Source organism: Paraburkholderia sp. J94 (genome assembly GCF_905220285.1).
Taxonomy (GTDB): domain Bacteria; phylum Pseudomonadota; class Gammaproteobacteria; order Burkholderiales; family Burkholderiaceae; genus Paraburkholderia; species Paraburkholderia tropica_A.
The window spans coordinates 1-15,698 of the sequence record NZ_CAJMZH010000008.1 but is presented as its reverse complement, the minus strand read 5'-3'; the positions used below and the strand labels follow the sequence as shown (position 1 = coordinate 15,698).

Genomic DNA, 15,698 nt, shown 5'->3' with positions numbered 1-15,698 from the left:
GACACAAGAACACATGGAACAGGGCAAGGACACCCACGCCACGGCGCAGCCGGGCGCGCGCAAGGCAGCGCTGATCGCGCTCGACTGGGGCACGACTTCGCTGCGCGCGTATCTGTTCGACGCGGCGGGCGAGGTAATCGATACGCGCGTCTCGACGGCGGGCATCATGAATCTGCCGGTGCCGGCCGAAGAGGGCGGCTTCGACGCCGCGTTCGACGAAGCGTGCGGCGTCTGGCTCGCGCAATCGCCGACGCTGCCCGTGCTGGCGGCCGGCATGGTCGGCAGCGCGCAGGGCTGGTTGCAGGCGCCTTATGTGGAAACGCCCGCGGGCGAGGACGCGCTGGTCGGCGGCATCGTCAAGGTGCGCGCGGCGTGTGGCGTCGACGTGGCCGTGGTGCCCGGCGTGCTCGAACCGGGCGCGCTGCCCAACGTGATGCGCGGCGAGGAAACTCAGATCTTCGGCGCATTGAGCGCGATGAATGCAACGAGCGCAACGGGCGATTCAGCCGCGGCGCAAGCCACGCTGATCGGCCTGCCCGGCACGCACGCGAAATGGGCCGTGGTGGAAGGCGCGCGCATCGCGCGTTTCTACACCTTCATGACGGGCGAGGTCTACGCGGCGCTCTCGGCGCACACGATTCTCGGCCGCACGATGAAGCGTCCCGCCGCGCCCGATACGGCCGCGTTCCTGCGCGGCGTGAGCGTGGCGCGCGAACACGGCAGCGCGGGCCTGCTCGCCACGGCGTTCAGCACGCGCACGCTCGGCCTCACCGAACAACTCGCGCCCGACGAGCAGCCCGATTACCTCTCGGGACTCGTGATCGGCCATGAACTCGCCGGGCTCGAAGCGGTGCTGGCGCGCCGCGACGTCGCGCTGGCCGCGTGCGCGCCGCAACTGATCGGCGCCGATGCGCTGTGCGAGCGCTACAAGCTCGCGCTCGCGCAATTCGGCTGCACCGGCGCGCATCTCGTGCGCCATGCCACCGAGCGCGGATTGTGGCGCATCGCGGTGCGCGCGGGACTCGTGGCGGCAAGCTGAACGCCGCGACGCACGACGCCTCCGCGCCATCGAGCGCAAGCACGCACGCACGTACATAGCAGCAAGCAACGTAAAGCAACGTAAAGCACCGAACACACGAACAGGACTCTCGCCATGCAACCCGAACTGAACCTGCCCGCTCCCTACACGCCGCACGCGGGCTTCGTCGCCGCGTTCGCCGCGTGCCGGATGGTCGCGATCGTGCGCGGCATCAAGCCCGCCGAAGCCGCCGAACATGGCCGCGCGATCTACGAAGCGGGTTTTCGGATCATCGAGGTGCCGCTGAATTCGCCGTCGCCGCTGGAGAGCATCGCGGCGCTGCGCGCCACGCTGCCCGCCGACGCGCTGATCGGCGCGGGCACCGTGCTCACGACCGAGCGCGTGCGCGACGTGAAGGCCGCGGGCGGCGAACTGATCGTGATGCCGCACGCCGACACCGACGTGATCCTCGCCGCGAAGCTGCAAGGTCTCGCCTGCGTGCCGGGCGTCGCCACGCCGACCGAGGCGTTCGCCGCGCTCAAGCATGGCGCCGACGGCCTCAAGATGTTCCCCGCCGAACAGCTTGGCCCCGAAGTCACGAAGGCCTGGCGCGCGGTGATTCCGGCCATCGTGCCGCTCTTGCCCGTGGGCGGCGTGAAGCCCGACAACATGGGGCCGCAACTGGCGGCGGGCGCGAGCGGCTTCGGCCTCGGCTCGGCGCTCTACAAGCCGGGTCAGGACGTGGCGGCCACGCGCGCGAACGCGCTCGCGTTCATCGCGGGCTGGCGCGAGACCGCAAGAACGCAGGGTCAAATGCAAGGGGCGAAGGCATGAACCGACTCGCGGGCAAGGTCGCGCTCGTGACCGGCGCCGGACGCGGCATCGGCGCGGCGATCGCGCGCGCGTTCGCGGCGCAGGGCGCATCCGTCGTGCTCGCGGAGCTGGATCTGGAGACGGCGCAGGCCACGGCTCGCGATATCGCCGCAGCGAGCGGCAACGCGAACGTGCTCGCCGTCAAAACCGACGTCACGCAATCGGCCTCGGTTCAATCGGCGGTGAGCGAGGCGGAGCGCGCGTTCGGTCCCGTCGACGTGCTCGTGAACAACGCGGGCATCAACGTGTTCGCCGATCCGCTGACGATGACCGACGACGACTGGCGCCGCTGTTTCGCCGTCGATCTCGACGGCGTCTGGCACGGCTGCCGCGCCGTGCTGCCGGGCATGGTCGAGCGCCGCGCGGGCAGCATCATCAACATCGCCTCGACACACGCGTTTCAGATCATTCCAGGCTGCTTCCCGTATCCGGTCGCCAAGCACGGCGTGATTGGCCTCACGCGCGCGCTCGGCATCGAATACGCGCCGAAGAACGTGCGCGTGAACGCGATCGCGCCCGGTTACATCGAGACGCAACTGACGCACGACTGGTGGAACGCGCAGCCCGATCCCGAAGCGGCGCGCCGCGCGACGCTCGAATTGCCGCCGATGAAGCGCATCGGCAAGCCCGAGGAAGTGGCGATGACCGCCGTATTTCTCGCCTCGGACGAAGCGCCGTTCATCAACGCGAGCTGCATCACGATCGACGGCGGTCGCACGGCGCTGCATCACGAATGAATACGCCGTCACCCCGAACAAAAAAAGCAATAACGAAGAAGAGCAGACAGCAGTAAAAAAACGCAGCACGAAGGCAAAAGAAAAAAGCAGGACATTCGCTCAGCGCTGGCCGCGCGCGCGGGCGGACGGACGAAAACAAGCGGCCGCTACCCTTCCCGTGACTGAAGAAGACAGGAGACTGACACCATGCAACGCAGGATTTTCCTCACGCTGATCGCCGCCGCGACCACGGCCGTGCTCGCTCATATGCCCGTCGCGCAAGCGGCCGATCCGGTCAAGATCGGCTTTCTCGTGAAGCAGCCCGAAGAACCCTGGTTCCAGGACGAATGGAAGTTCGCGGAAGCGGCCGCGAAAGAAAAGGGCTTCACGCTCGTGAAGATCGGCGCGCCTTCGGGCGAGAAGGTGATGAGCGCGATCGACAATCTGGCGGCGCAAAAGGCTCAGGGCTTCATCATCTGCACGCCTGACGTGAAGCTCGGACCGGGCATCGTCGCCAAGGCCAAGGCCGACAAGCTCAAGATGATGACGGTCGACGACCGTCTCGTCGACGGCGCAGGCAAGCCGATCGAGTCGGTGCCGCACATGGGCATTTCGGCCTACAACATCGGCAAGCAGGTCGGTGACGGCCTGGCCGCCGAGATCAAGAAGCGCGGCTGGGACATGAAGGACGTCGGTGCGATCGACGTGACCTACGAGCAGCTGCCGACGGCGCACGACCGCACCAGCGGCGCGACCGACGCGCTCGTGGCCGCGGGCTTCCCGAAGGCGAACATCATCGCCGCGCCGCAAGCCAAGACCGACACGGAAAACGCCTTCAACGCCGCCAACATCGCGCTGACGAAGAACCCGCAGTTCAAGCACTGGATCGCCTACGGCCTGAACGACGAAGCCGTGCTCGGCGCCGTGCGCGCGGCGGAAGGCCGTGGCTTCAAGGCCGACAACATGATCGGCATCGGCATCGGCGGTTCGGACTCGGCGCTCAACGAGTTCAAGAAGCCGCAGCCGACGGGCTTCTACGGCACCGTCATCATCAGCCCGAAGCGCCACGGCGAGGAAACCTCGGAACTGATGTACGCATGGATCACGCAAGGCAAGGAACCGCCGATGCTCACGCTGACGACGGGCATGCTGGCCACGCGCGACAACGTGGAAAGCGTGCGTCAGCAGATGGGTCTCGCGTCGAAGTAAGCGCCTGATCGAAGGGCTTTGAGGTGTTTCCCGCTGCGGGGCGGCGGGGCAATCCGATGAGGGATTCGCCCGCCGTGCCCGCAGCGTATCGAATGAGAGGAAACCGAAGTGTCAGCGACACTGCGTTTTGACAATATCGGCAAGGTATTCCCTGGCGTGCGCGCGCTCGACGGCGTGTCGTTCGAGGTGAACGCCGGCGAAGTGCACGGCCTGATGGGCGAAAACGGAGCGGGCAAGTCCACGCTCCTCAAGATTCTCGGCGGCGAATATCAGCCCGACTCGGGTCGCATTCTCGTGGACGGCAACGAGGTGAAGTTCGCCGACGCGGCGGCCTCGATCGGCTCCGGCATCGCCGTGATTCACCAGGAACTGCAATACGTGCCCGACCTCACGGTCGCGGAGAATCTGCTGCTGGGCTCGCTGCCCAATGCGCTCGGCTGGGTGAAGCGCGGCGAAGCGCGCAAGTTCGTGCGCGAGCGTCTCGCGGCGATGGGCGTCGATCTCGATCCGGCCGCGAAGCTGCGCAAGCTGTCCATCGCGCAGCGCCAGATGGTGGAAATCTGCAAGGCGCTGCTGCGCAACGCGCGCGTGATCGCGCTCGACGAGCCGACGAGTTCGCTCTCGCATCGCGAGACCGAAGTGCTGTTCAAGCTCGTGCGCGAACTGCGTGCGGATAACCGCGCGCTGATCTACATCTCGCACCGCATGGACGAGATCTACGAGCTGTGCAACGCCTGCACGATCTTCCGCGACGGCCGCAAGGTCGCTTCGCACGAGAAGCTCGAAGAGGTGAAGCGCGAAACGCTCGTGGCGGAAATGGTGGGCCGCGAGATCAGCGACATCTACAACTACACGCCGCGCGAGCATGGCGGCGTGCGCCTCGCGGTGCGCGGCATCGAAGGGCATCCGCTCAACGAGGCGGCCAGCTTCGAGGTGAAGTCGGGCGAGATTCTCGGCTTTTTCGGGCTGGTGGGCGCGGGCCGCAGCGAACTGATGCAGCTCGTCTACGGCACGCACAAGCGCCGCGCGGGCGAGATCGAACTCGACGGCAAGCGCATCAGCGTGAAGAGTGCGAGCGACGCGATCCGCAACGGCATCGTGCTGTGCCCGGAGGATCGCAAGGAGCAGGGCATCGTCGCGATGGCCACGGTCTCGGAGAACATCAACATCAGTTGCCGCCGCCATTTTCTGCGCGCGGGCATGTTCCTCGACCGCAAGAAAGAGGCCGAAACGGCGGACCGTTTCATCAAGCTCCTGAAGATCAAGACGCCGAGCCGCCGCCAGAAGATCCGTTTTCTCTCGGGCGGCAATCAGCAGAAAGCGATTCTGTCGCGCTGGCTCGCGGAGCCGGATCTGAAGGTCGTGATTCTCGACGAACCCACGCGCGGCATCGACGTGGGCGCGAAGCACGAAATCTACAACGTGATCTATCAGCTCGCCCAGCGCGGCTGCGCGATCGTGATGGTGTCATCGGAATTGCCCGAGGTGCTCGGCGTGTCGGACCGCATCGTGGTGATGCGCGAAGGCCGGATTTCGGGCGAGTTGCCGCGCAGCGCGGCGAGCGAACACGCGGTGCTGGACCTCGCGCTGCCGCAAGGCGCGCAGCGTCGCGCCGCATGATGGGGAAGGAGTGATGCAAATGCAACGAGACAACCTTGCGGCCGAAGCCGCCGACGCAGCGAAGAGCGTGGCGCACAGCGCCGCCGACGCGCTGATTCCGAAAACCAGCGACAAGCAGAAGTGGTGGCAGCAGATCACCGAGTACAGCCTGATCGTGATTTTCGCGGTCATGTTCATCACGATGTCGCTGACCGTCGATCACTTCTTCTCGATCGAGAACATGCTGGGCCTCGCGCTGTCGATCTCGCAGATCGGCATGGTGGCCTGCACGATGATGTTCTGCCTCGCCTCGCGCGACTTCGACCTCTCCGTGGGCTCGACCGTGGCGTTCGCGGGCGTGCTCTGCGCGATGGTGCTCAACGCGACCAACAACACCTTCATCGCGATCGTCGCGGCGGTGGCGGCGGGCGCGGCGATCGGCTTCGTGAACGGCGCGGTGATCGCGTATCTGCGCATCAATGCGCTGATCACCACGCTCGCGACGATGGAAATCGTGCGCGGCCTGGGCTTCATCGTTTCGCACGGCCAGGCTGTGGGCGTGTCGTCGGATACCTTCATCGCGATGGGCACGATGGCCTTCTTCGGCGTGCAGCTGCCGATCTGGGTCACGCTGTTCTGCTTCATCGTGTTCGGCGTGATGCTCAATCAGACCGTGTACGGGCGCAACACGCTCGCCATCGGCGGCAACCCGGAAGCGTCGCGGCTCGCGGGTATCAAGGTCGAGCGCACGCGCGTGTGGATCTTCCTGATTCAGGGCGCGGTGACGGCGCTGGCGGGCGTGATTCTGGCGGCGCGTATCACCTCGGGCCAGCCGAACGCGGCCGAAGGCTTCGAGCTGAACGTGATCTCGGCGTGCGTGCTGGGCGGCGTGTCGCTGCTCGGCGGGCGCGCGACGATCTCGGGCGTGGTGATCGGCGTGCTGATCATGGGCACGGTCGAGAACGTGATGAACCTGCTCAACATCGACGCGTTCTACCAGTACCTCGTGCGCGGTGCGATCCTGCTCGCGGCGGTGTTGCTCGACCAGCTGAAGAACCGCGGCGCGCGCGATTAAACCTACCAGGAAGCTCAACGTATGTCTTCACCGGCCAATGCCGTCGCGCGCCACGCGCATGAAAACTTCGCGCGCTACCCGAGCCTCGCGGACCGCGTCGTGCTGATTACGGGCGGCGCGACCGGCATCGGCGCGTCGTTCGTCGAGCACTTCGCGGCCCAGGGCGCGCGCGTGGCGTTCTTCGATATCGACGCAACGGCGGGCGAAGCGCTCGCCGACGAACTCGGCGACTCCCGTCACAAGCCGCTGTTCGCGCGCGTCGATCTCACCGATATCGCCGCGTTGCGCGCCGCCATCGCCGACGTGAAAGCGGCGCTCGGCCCGATCGAAGCGCTCGTGAACAACGCCGCGAACGACAAGCGCCACACGCTTGCGGAGGTCACGCCCGAGTTCTTCGACGCGGGCATCGCCGTGAACGTGCGCCATCAGCTGTTCGCGGCGCAGGCCGTGGCGGAAGACATGAAGGCGGCGGGGCGCGGCTCGATCATCAATCTGGGCTCGATCAGCTGGATGCTCAAGAACGCCGACTATCCGGTCTACGTGATGAGCAAGTCGGCGGTGCAGGGCCTCACGCGCGGGCTCGCGAAGGATCTCGGCCAATACGGCATTCGCGTGAATTCGCTGGTGCCGGGCTGGGTGATGACGGACAAGCAGCGCCGCCTGTGGCTCACCGACGAAGGCCGCGAGGCGATCAAGCGCGGCCAGTGCATCGACGCCGAACTGCTGCCGGACGATCTCGCGCGCATGGCGCTCTTTCTCGCCGCCGACGACAGCCGCATGATCACCTCGCAGGACATCGTGGTGGACGGAGGCTGGGCATGAGCGATCCGCAATCGAAGCCACAAGCCGCGCAGGACGACGTCGCCGAATTGCTGGTGCACGCGAAGAACGCGCTAGGCGAGGGCGTGACGTGGTGCTCGCGCAGCGCGCGGCTCTACTGGAACGATATCGAAGGCGCGAGCCTCGCGCGCTACGACACGGCCGACGGCTCGCATCGCACGTGGCCGATGCCCGAGCGCCTTGCGTGCTTCGCGCTCTGCGAAGACCCGGACGTGCTGCTGATCGGCCTTGCTTCGCGGCTCGCGTTCTTCGATCTGCGCACGGGCGAGATCACGCCGATCGTCGACGTCGAACCCGATCTGCCGACGCGTCTGAACGACGGACGCTGCGACCGCCAGGGCCGCTTCGTGTTCGGCACGAAGTACGAGCGCAAGCCGTTCGAGAAAATCGGCGGTTTTTATCGGCTCAATCACGACCTCACGCTGGAGAAGCTGCCGCTGCCGGTCGCGGCGATCTCGAACAGCATCGGCTTCAGTCCCGACGGCGGCACGATGTATTACGCCGATTCGTTCACGCGTGAGATTCGCGCCTGTGATTACGGCGCGGATGGAACGATTGCAAACGATCGCCTGTTCGTGCAGGTGCCGAACCACGAAGGCGAGCCGGACGGCTCGACCGTCGACAGCGAAGGCGGCCTCTGGAACGCGCAATGGGCGGGCGAATGCGTCGTGCGCTACGGCCCGGACGGCGTGGAAACCGAGCGCATCCGCGTTCCCACGGTGCAGCCGACTTGCGTGACGCTCGGCGGCGAAGGCTACTCGACGCTCTACGTGACGAGCGCGCGTGACGGACTCGACAGCGAAACGCTGGCGCGCGAACCGCATGCGGGCGGTGTGTTCGTCGCGCGTACGCGCTACACGGGGCTGGCCGAGCCGCGCTTCCTCGGTAAGCGATAAGGAAAACGCCAAGGAAAACGCCAAGGAAAACGCTAAGGAAAGCAAACGAGCGTTCGACGCGAGACGAAACAAGACGAGGCTTGCGCGTAAGCGCGATGCAAGCGCTGTGCAGGCGCTCTGTAATCGTTTTCGTGCCGGGCTTCGTTGTAGCGAGACAACAAAAAGGCCCAAAAGAAGGCGGCGGATGCGCGCCGGTGTGGCGTCAAACCGCTGCCGTCTCTAAGGTGCTAGCTGTACCCGGCAGCACGAATCCGCCGGGCTTTAACAAGAAGCGGCCGTCACACGACGCAGGCAGCGCGCAGCGATTCAGTCGATTGAAGCGATTCAATCGATTGAAGCGAACGCTGAAGGGACGTCGTGGCGATGCGACCGGCAGGCCGCCTATGCGCCGCCATCCAGGGCGGCGATCCATCATGCCTCTCGAGGAGCCGCTCATGAGCGTCGCGAATTCCGCTTTGCGTCCAACAGCTCGTTCCCGTCATGCTTCCCGGTCGCCGCTTGCCAGCGACCCCGCCACAACGACACCCGCCGCGGGTTCGCCCGCCGCCGCCCGCCGCGCGCGGCTGGAGGCGACCACGCATCCGGTCATGCCGGGGCCGAGCACCTCGGCCGTGGCGATCGGCGCCGCCGGCACTGGCGACGTGGCCTGCGTCACGCTCACCAACGCTTACCTTCGTCTCGATGTCGCCCCGCAACTGGGCGGCGGCATCACGCGCTTCGACTGGCGCAGCGAAGGCGCGCTCGAACCGGTGTTCCGCCGCTGCGAGCAGGTGAGCGCGCGCATGGACCCGAACGAACTCGCCTGTTATCCGCTGCTGCCGTATTCCAACCGGATCGCCGACGGCCGCTTTCAGTTCGGCGGCCGCGACGTCGAGATTCCGCGCAATCGCGCGAGCGAGCCGCTGCCGATTCACGGTGACGGCTGGCTCGCGAACTGGACCGTCGAGAGCGCCGAACGCGAGCACGTGCGTCTCGTGCTCGACCGCAGCCAGGGCGAGCCCTACGCGTACCGCGCCGTGCTGACCTATGCGCTCGACGGCGCGACGCTGTCCATGACGCTCGAAGTCGAGAACGTGGGCCGCGAGGCGCTGCCGTTCGGGCTCGGCGTGCATCCGTTCCTCGCGCGCGACGCGAGCACCGAACTCTCCGCGCCCGCGAGCGGCCTGTGGCTCTCGGGCGCCGACTGGCTGCCGGTGCGCCACGTGCCCGCGCCGCCCGCCTGGCAGTTCGGCGTGGCGTATCCGCTGCCCGAGCAGATGGTCAATCACGCGTTCAGCGGCTGGAGCGGGCGCGCGGCCGTGGTCTGGGAGCGCCGCCGCCTGTCGCTCGCGATCTGCGCGAACACCGACTATTACGTGCTCTACACGCCGCCGGGCGAGAACTTCTTCTGCTTCGAACCCGTGGATCACCCGATCAACGCGGTCAATCTGGCCGGTGGCGGCGACGCCCACGGCATGACCGTGCTCGGACGCGGCGAGCGCCTCGTGCGCAAGTTCAGCTTTACGGTCGAGCGCATGGACATGCGCGCGGCGGCGAGCCCGCATCGCGCGGGCGCACGCGGCCGGGCCGGCGCGCGCGGGCCGAAGGGCGGACGCACGCGGGCGCAGACGCAGGCGGCCTGAGCGGGGCCGACGTGGCGGCGGCGCTCCCGCCGCGCCACGTTTTCCTCCGACGATTGGCCCGCCCGCTCACGCGGCCATCCGCCAGGCCTGACACCGCGCTCGCGGAAGCCGGCGAGCAAGCCGGTTAAAATACGCGCCGTTTCCCTTTTCCCTGCACCGGGCTCGCCGCCCGATCCATCATGACCTCGTTCACCCAAGACCTCGCCGCCGCGTGGCAGCGCACCGGCTCGCTGCTGTGCGTCGGCCTCGATCCCGAGCCCGCGAAGTTCCCCGCCGCCCTCGCTGGCCGCAGCGATGCGATCTTCGAGTTTTGCCGCGATATCGTGGACGCGACCGCGCCCTACGCGTGCTCGTTCAAGCCCCAGATCGCCTATTTCGCCTCGAATCGCGCCGAAGACCAGCTCGAAGCGCTGATCGCGCACATCCACGAGAAGCATCCGGGCCTGCCCGTGATTCTCGACGCCAAGCGCGGCGACATCGGCAGCACGGCGGAGCAGTACGCCCGTGAAGCCTTCGAGCGCTTCAAGGCCGACGCCGTGACGGTCAACCCGTACATGGGCTTCGACTCGATCGAGCCGTATCTCGCGCACGCGGGCAAGGGCGTGATCGTGCTGTGCCGCACGTCGAACCCCGGCGGCTCCGATCTGCAATTCCTCACCGTCGACGGCAAGCCGGTCTATCAGGTCGTCGCCGACCTCGCCGCGAACAAGTGGAACGCGAGCGGCGAACTCAGCCTCGTTGTGGGCGCAACGTTCCCAAAGGAAATCGAAATCGTGCGCGGGATCGTCGGCGACATGCCGCTGCTGATTCCCGGCATCGGCGCACAAGGCGGCGACGTGGAAGCGACCGTAAAGGCGGGCCGTACCGCCAACGGCACGGGCATGCTCATCAACTCGTCGCGCGCGATCATCTTCGCGAGCAAGGGCGAGGACTACGCGCAGGCGGCTGCAACGGCCGCCATGAAGACGCGCGATACGATCAACGCCTACCGTTGATTCGTAAGGTGAGCGGCGCGTTTTCCGCGCTGCTCACCTATTTTAAATCTGACCCCCATAAAACTTCAGAAAAGGTCAGATTTCTCCGTCGGGTTTTAAGAACCGTCTGATTCGAACACGTCCCGCCTGTTCTTAACATGGCATTGTCGATGTGGAATTCGCGATGCCCTTATAAGACCTGCCGCGAATTTCCCACTGCCTGATCGCCAGACAGCGTGCCGAGCAGCTCACTGCATCGCGCCTCGATTCGCATGGCGTCGTAACGGCAAGCATCGTTCCGAGGCCGGGGAGGGCCGCCATGGCGTTCCGCTGCACGGGGCGCTCGCGCGCTCCTGGGCAAGCCGGTGGGCAGAAACTCTGGATGAGTTCTCATCATGAAAATCTCAACATTTCACGCCGCGACGATCCTGGTTCGCGGGCGCATTGGCACGTCTTGCACGTCTGCGTTCGCGCGGGTGCGGGACTGCGCGTCCTTGCCCAAAGCAATCGGCGATAGCCGCTGCAACAGCGCATCGTCCCGATCGGTTGGCAGGCCATTCAGCGGGGGCATGAACTGACAGATGAGTTGAGTTAAGGCGGACCGGCTGCTACGCCCTTCACCGGGTGGTGCAGGAGGCACCAAGGGTTAGCAGCCGCAGAGATTCGAATCAACGCTGGGGTATCGGCATCACGGGCTCCAGAGACCAGGGTATTTGTTAAGGATTGCAAAATGAATAAGGCGTATCGATCAGTATGGAACGAGTCCACGGGAACGTGGATGGCGGTGCAGGAGAACGCGAAGGGGCGTGGCAAAGCATCTTCTAAAAAACTGAGCCCGGTCGTCAGTGTTGCTGGCGTGTTGAGTAGCGCGGCGATGCTGGCTACTCCCGCTGCTTTTGCGCAGGTGACCGTCGGTTCCGGCGGCCTTACGCTCTGCAACGCGACGAACACCAGCGGCAGCGGGATGAGCTATGGCAGCACCACTACGAGCGGGTCGGGAAACACGGGCTGTAACGGGCTGCCGAACGGCAACCTTTCGTTCGCGTTGATGAATGCCTCCAATACCCTTGGTGCGGGCGGCTGGGCTCAGTCCACGGCGAAGATTTCGGGCTATACGAACGGACTGCTCGAATTGGCGGGCTCGGCCGGCATCAGCATGTTGAATACCGTCAACATGAACAGCAACAAGATCGTGGGCCTTCAGGCTGGCACGATTTCGTCGGCGAGCATGGATGCGGTGAACGGTTCGCAGCTCTACGCGACGAATACCACTGTCAACAACATCGTGAACGGCGGCGGTATCAAGTACTTCCACACGAACTCGTCGCTGGGCGATTCGGTGGCGAGCGGCACGAACGCGACGGCGATTGGTCCGGTGGCGACGGCGAGCGGCACGAATGCTATCGCGATCGGCAATTCCGCGACGGCGTTGGCGGGAAGCGCCGTGGCGATCGGTACCGCAGCCACGGGCACGGGGACCAACTCGGTCGCGATTGGCGTTGTTGCCAACAGCGTCGCATACGGCGTCGCGATGGGTAACGGTGCCACGGTTGCATCGACCGATGGCAACACCTCTGGCGTAGCGTTGGGTACCGGATCGTATGCTAATGGCGGTGCGGCTTCGACCGGCTATCAGGCGACCGCGAGCGGTTCGTGGAGTACCGCGCTCGGCCCCCAAGCGACGGCATCTGCGACGAATGCCGTCGCGCTCGGCTACGGCACGACGGCTTCCACGGCGAACTCGGTTGCACTGGGCAACGGCGCGATCACGGCAGCGGCTGTGGCGACGACCAATGGCGTGATCGGCGGCACGACGTACACCTATGCAGGCACGTCGCCGACTGGCGTGGTGAGCATGGGCAAGGCAGGCGCAGAACGTCAGGTGACGAACGTCGCGGCAGGCCGTGTGACGTCGACGAGCACCGATGCGGTGAACGGTTCGCAGCTTTATGCGACGAACAGCAGCGTCACGAGCGTCACGAACACGGTGAACAACATCGTGAACGGTGGCGGCATCAAGTATTTCCACACGAACTCGTCGCTGGACGATTCGGTGGCGGCTGGCTTGGACTCGACGGCGATTGGCCCGGCTTCGACGGCGGGCGGTGCGAATTCCGTCGCGATCGGCAATGCGTCGACGACGATGGCACAAAACGCCGTGGCGATCGGTACCGGCGCCACGTCCCTGGGGAACGACGCGATCGTGATCGGCTCTGCCGCGAACAGCGTCTCAAACGGCGTCGCGCTGGGTAAAGGTGCCACGGTTGCATCGACTGATAGCAACAACTCTGGCGTGGCGTTGGGCAGCGGATCGTATGCCAATGGGGTAGCGGTTTCGACCGGCTATAAGGCGACTGCGAGCGGTTCGTGGAGTACCGCGATCGGTCCCCGAGCGGCGGCTTCCGGGGCGAATGCCACCGCGCTCGGCTACGGCGCGACGGCTTCCACGGATAATTCGGTTGCACTGGGTAACGGCGCGACCACGGCAGCGGCTGTGGCGACCACCAATGGCGTGATCGGCGGCACGACGTTCAGCTATGCAGGCACGTCGCCGACCGGCGTGGTGAGCGTGGGCAAGGCCGGTGCAGAACGTCAGGTGCAGAACGTCGCGGCGGGTCAAGTGACGTCCAGCAGCACGGATGCGGTGAACGGCTCGCAACTCTATGCGACCAACACGCAGGTGACGGCGAACACGACGAGCATCAGCAACCTGCAAGGCTCGGTGACGACGCTGCAAGGCAACGTCACGACGCTGCAAGGCCAGATTACCAACATCAACGGCAAGCTGGCCGATGCGGTGATGTACGACTCGTCGGCGCATACGTCGGTGACGTTGGGCGGCACGGGCGCGAGCACGAACGTGAAGCTGAGCAACGTGGCGGCAGGCACGCTGTCGTCGACGAGCACGGATGCGGTGAACGGTTCGCAGCTGTACGCGACGAACAACAGCGTCACGAGCGTCACGAACACGGTGAACAACATCGTGAACGGCGGCGGCATCAAGTACTTCCACACGAACTCGTCGCTGGCGGATTCGGTGGCGAACGGTGCGAACTCGACGGCGATCGGGCCGGCCGCCGTTGCCAATTACGCGGATGACATCGCGATTGGTGATGGAGCGGCGGCAAGCCGAGCGGGCTTTAGCTCGCAGGGCGGCAATGTCGCGCTGGGTGCAAGCGCGTCGGCGCAGGGCTATCGTTCGATTGCCATCGGCAATGGGGCTCAAACGAACACCGGGTCGCTCTACAACAATTCCTCCGATATCGCGATCGGTCAGTCCGCGTTCTCTGAAGGCTACGATTCGGTCGCGCTGGGCAACAACGCGAATGCAGGCTCGGCAGGATGGAACGGCAACAACGTAGCAGTGGGCAGCAGTTCCTATGCCAAGGCATCGGGCGCCGTTGCGTTTGGCGGCGCGGCCAGCGCGGCGGCGGCCAACTCGACGGCCATCGGCGCACTCGCTTCGACCAGCGCAGCCGGCGCGGTTGCGATCGGTACCGGTGCGAATGCTTCCACGGTGAACTCCGTGGCGCTGGGTAACGGCGCGACCACGGCGGCGGCTGTGGCGACGACCAATGGTGTGATCGGTGGCACGACGTACACCTATGCAGGCACGTCGCCGACCGGCGTGGTGAGCGTGGGCAAGGCCGGTGCAGAACGTCAGGTGCAGAACGTCGCGGCGGGTCAAGTGACGTCCAGCAGCACGGATGCGGTGAACGGCTCGCAGCTGTACGCGACCAACACGCAGGTGACTGCGAACACGACGAGCATCAGCAACCTGCAAGGCTCGGTGACGACGCTGCAAGGCAACGTCACGACGATGCAAGGCCAGATCACCAACATCAACGGCAAGCTGGCCGATGCGGTGATGTACGACTCGTCGGCGCATACGTCGGTGACGTTGGGCGGCACGGGTGCGAGCACGAACGTGAAGCTGAGCAACGTCGCGGCAGGCACGCTGTCGTCGACGAGCACGGATGCGGTGAATGGCTCGCAGCTGTATGCGACGAACACGAACGTGTCGAACCTCACGGGTACGGTGACGAACATCGCCGGTAACGTGACGACGATGCAAGGCCAGATCACCAACATCAACGGCAAGCTTGCTGATGCGGTGCTGTACGACTCGTCGGCGCATACGTCGGTGACGCTGGGCGGCACGGGCGCAAGCACGAACGTGAAGCTGAGCAACGTGGCGGCAGGCACGCTGTCGTCGACGAGCACGGATGCGGTGAATGGCTCGCAGCTGTACGCGACGAACAACACCGTCAACAACATCGTGAACGGCGGCGGCATCAAGTACTTCCACACGAACTCGTCGCTGGGCGATTCGGTGGCGACGGGTGCGAACTCGACGGCGATTGGTCCGGTGGCGACGGCCAGCGCAGCGAACGCGATCGCGATCGGCAACGGTGCGAATGCGTCGACGGCGAACTCGGTGGCACTGGGTAACGGCGCAACCACGGCTGCGGCTGTGGCGACGACCAATGGCGTGATCGGTGGCACGACGTACACCTATGCAGGCACGACGCCGACCGGCGTGGTGAGCATGGGCGCAGCGGGCACCGAGCGTGAAGTGACGAACGTCGCGGCAGGCCGCGTGACGTCGACGAGCACGGATGCGGTGAACGGCTCGCAACTCTATGCGACCAACACGCAGGTGACGGCGAACACGACGAGCATCAGCAACCTGCAAGGCTCGGTGACGACGCTGCAAGGCGACGTGAGCAACCTCGCGGGCAATGTCACGAACATCAACGGCAAGCTGGCGGATGCAGTGCTGTACGACTCGTCGGCGCATACGTCGGTGACGTTGGGCGGCACGGGCGCGAGCACGAACGTGAAGCTGAGCAACGTGGCGGCAGGCACGCTGTCC

General features: G+C 65.7%; 11 protein-coding genes and 1 pseudogene. All 12 read left to right on the top strand.

The features are described 5' to 3' along the window. Positions 1 to 13: 13 nt before the first annotated feature. Positions 14 to 1,039, top strand: coding sequence for a 2-dehydro-3-deoxygalactonokinase (locus tag U4Y88_RS18015; protein ID WP_321785832.1), 1,026 nt, complete (start codon positions 14 to 16; stop codon positions 1,037 to 1,039). Between the two features lie 114 nt (positions 1,040 to 1,153). After that, entirely contained in the window at positions 1,154 to 1,852 is a 699-nt protein-coding gene (locus U4Y88_RS18010) for a 2-dehydro-3-deoxy-6-phosphogalactonate aldolase (RefSeq protein ID WP_224010457.1), read from the top strand. Next, positions 1,849 to 2,628: an SDR family oxidoreductase gene (locus U4Y88_RS18005; protein ID WP_321785510.1), complete on the top strand. Its 780-nt coding sequence runs from the start codon at positions 1,849 to 1,851 to the stop codon at positions 2,626 to 2,628. Before U4Y88_RS18010 ends, U4Y88_RS18005 begins: the two co-directional genes overlap by 4 nt. 186 nt (positions 2,629 to 2,814) lie before the next feature. Next, positions 2,815 to 3,816 (top strand): arabinose ABC transporter substrate-binding protein, encoded by a 1,002-nt coding sequence (locus U4Y88_RS18000; protein WP_224010461.1) that lies wholly within the window; start codon positions 2,815 to 2,817, stop codon positions 3,814 to 3,816. A gap of 108 nt (positions 3,817 to 3,924) precedes the next feature. After that, the gene (gene araG, locus U4Y88_RS17995; protein WP_310634114.1) at positions 3,925 to 5,436 is read left to right on the top strand and encodes an L-arabinose ABC transporter ATP-binding protein AraG; all 1,512 of its coding nucleotides are present in this window, start codon (positions 3,925 to 3,927) and stop codon (positions 5,434 to 5,436) included. A 13-nt stretch (positions 5,437 to 5,449) separates the two neighbouring features. After that, the gene (gene araH / locus U4Y88_RS17990; RefSeq protein WP_074981509.1) at positions 5,450 to 6,490 is read left to right on the top strand and encodes an L-arabinose ABC transporter permease AraH; all 1,041 of its coding nucleotides are present in this window, start codon (positions 5,450 to 5,452) and stop codon (positions 6,488 to 6,490) included. 21 nt (positions 6,491 to 6,511) lie between these two features. After that, positions 6,512 to 7,312 (top strand): SDR family NAD(P)-dependent oxidoreductase, encoded by an 801-nt coding sequence (locus U4Y88_RS17985; protein WP_321785508.1) that lies wholly within the window; start codon positions 6,512 to 6,514, stop codon positions 7,310 to 7,312. Then, a complete protein-coding gene (locus U4Y88_RS17980) occupies positions 7,309 to 8,226 on the top strand; it encodes an SMP-30/gluconolactonase/LRE family protein (protein ID WP_321785507.1) in 918 nt (305 codons plus the stop codon). Before U4Y88_RS17985 ends, U4Y88_RS17980 begins: the two co-directional genes overlap by 4 nt. A 434-nt stretch (positions 8,227 to 8,660) precedes the next feature. Continuing rightward, positions 8,661 to 9,848: an aldose 1-epimerase gene (locus U4Y88_RS17975; RefSeq protein ID WP_224010472.1), complete on the top strand. Its 1,188-nt coding sequence runs from the start codon at positions 8,661 to 8,663 to the stop codon at positions 9,846 to 9,848. Between the two features lie 179 nt (positions 9,849 to 10,027). Next, a complete protein-coding gene (pyrF, locus tag U4Y88_RS17970; RefSeq protein ID WP_224010473.1) occupies positions 10,028 to 10,843 on the top strand; it encodes an orotidine-5'-phosphate decarboxylase in 816 nt (271 codons plus the stop codon). Positions 10,844 to 11,552: 709 nt separating this feature from the next. Then, positions 11,553 to 11,684 (top strand): annotated as a pseudogene (locus U4Y88_RS37765) (ESPR domain-containing protein); the annotation flags it as partial. Positions 11,685 to 11,696: 12 nt separating this feature from the next. Further along, positions 11,697 to 15,698 (top strand): beta strand repeat-containing protein (locus U4Y88_RS17965; protein ID WP_415774469.1); only part of this gene is annotated, 4,002 nt, incomplete at its 3' end.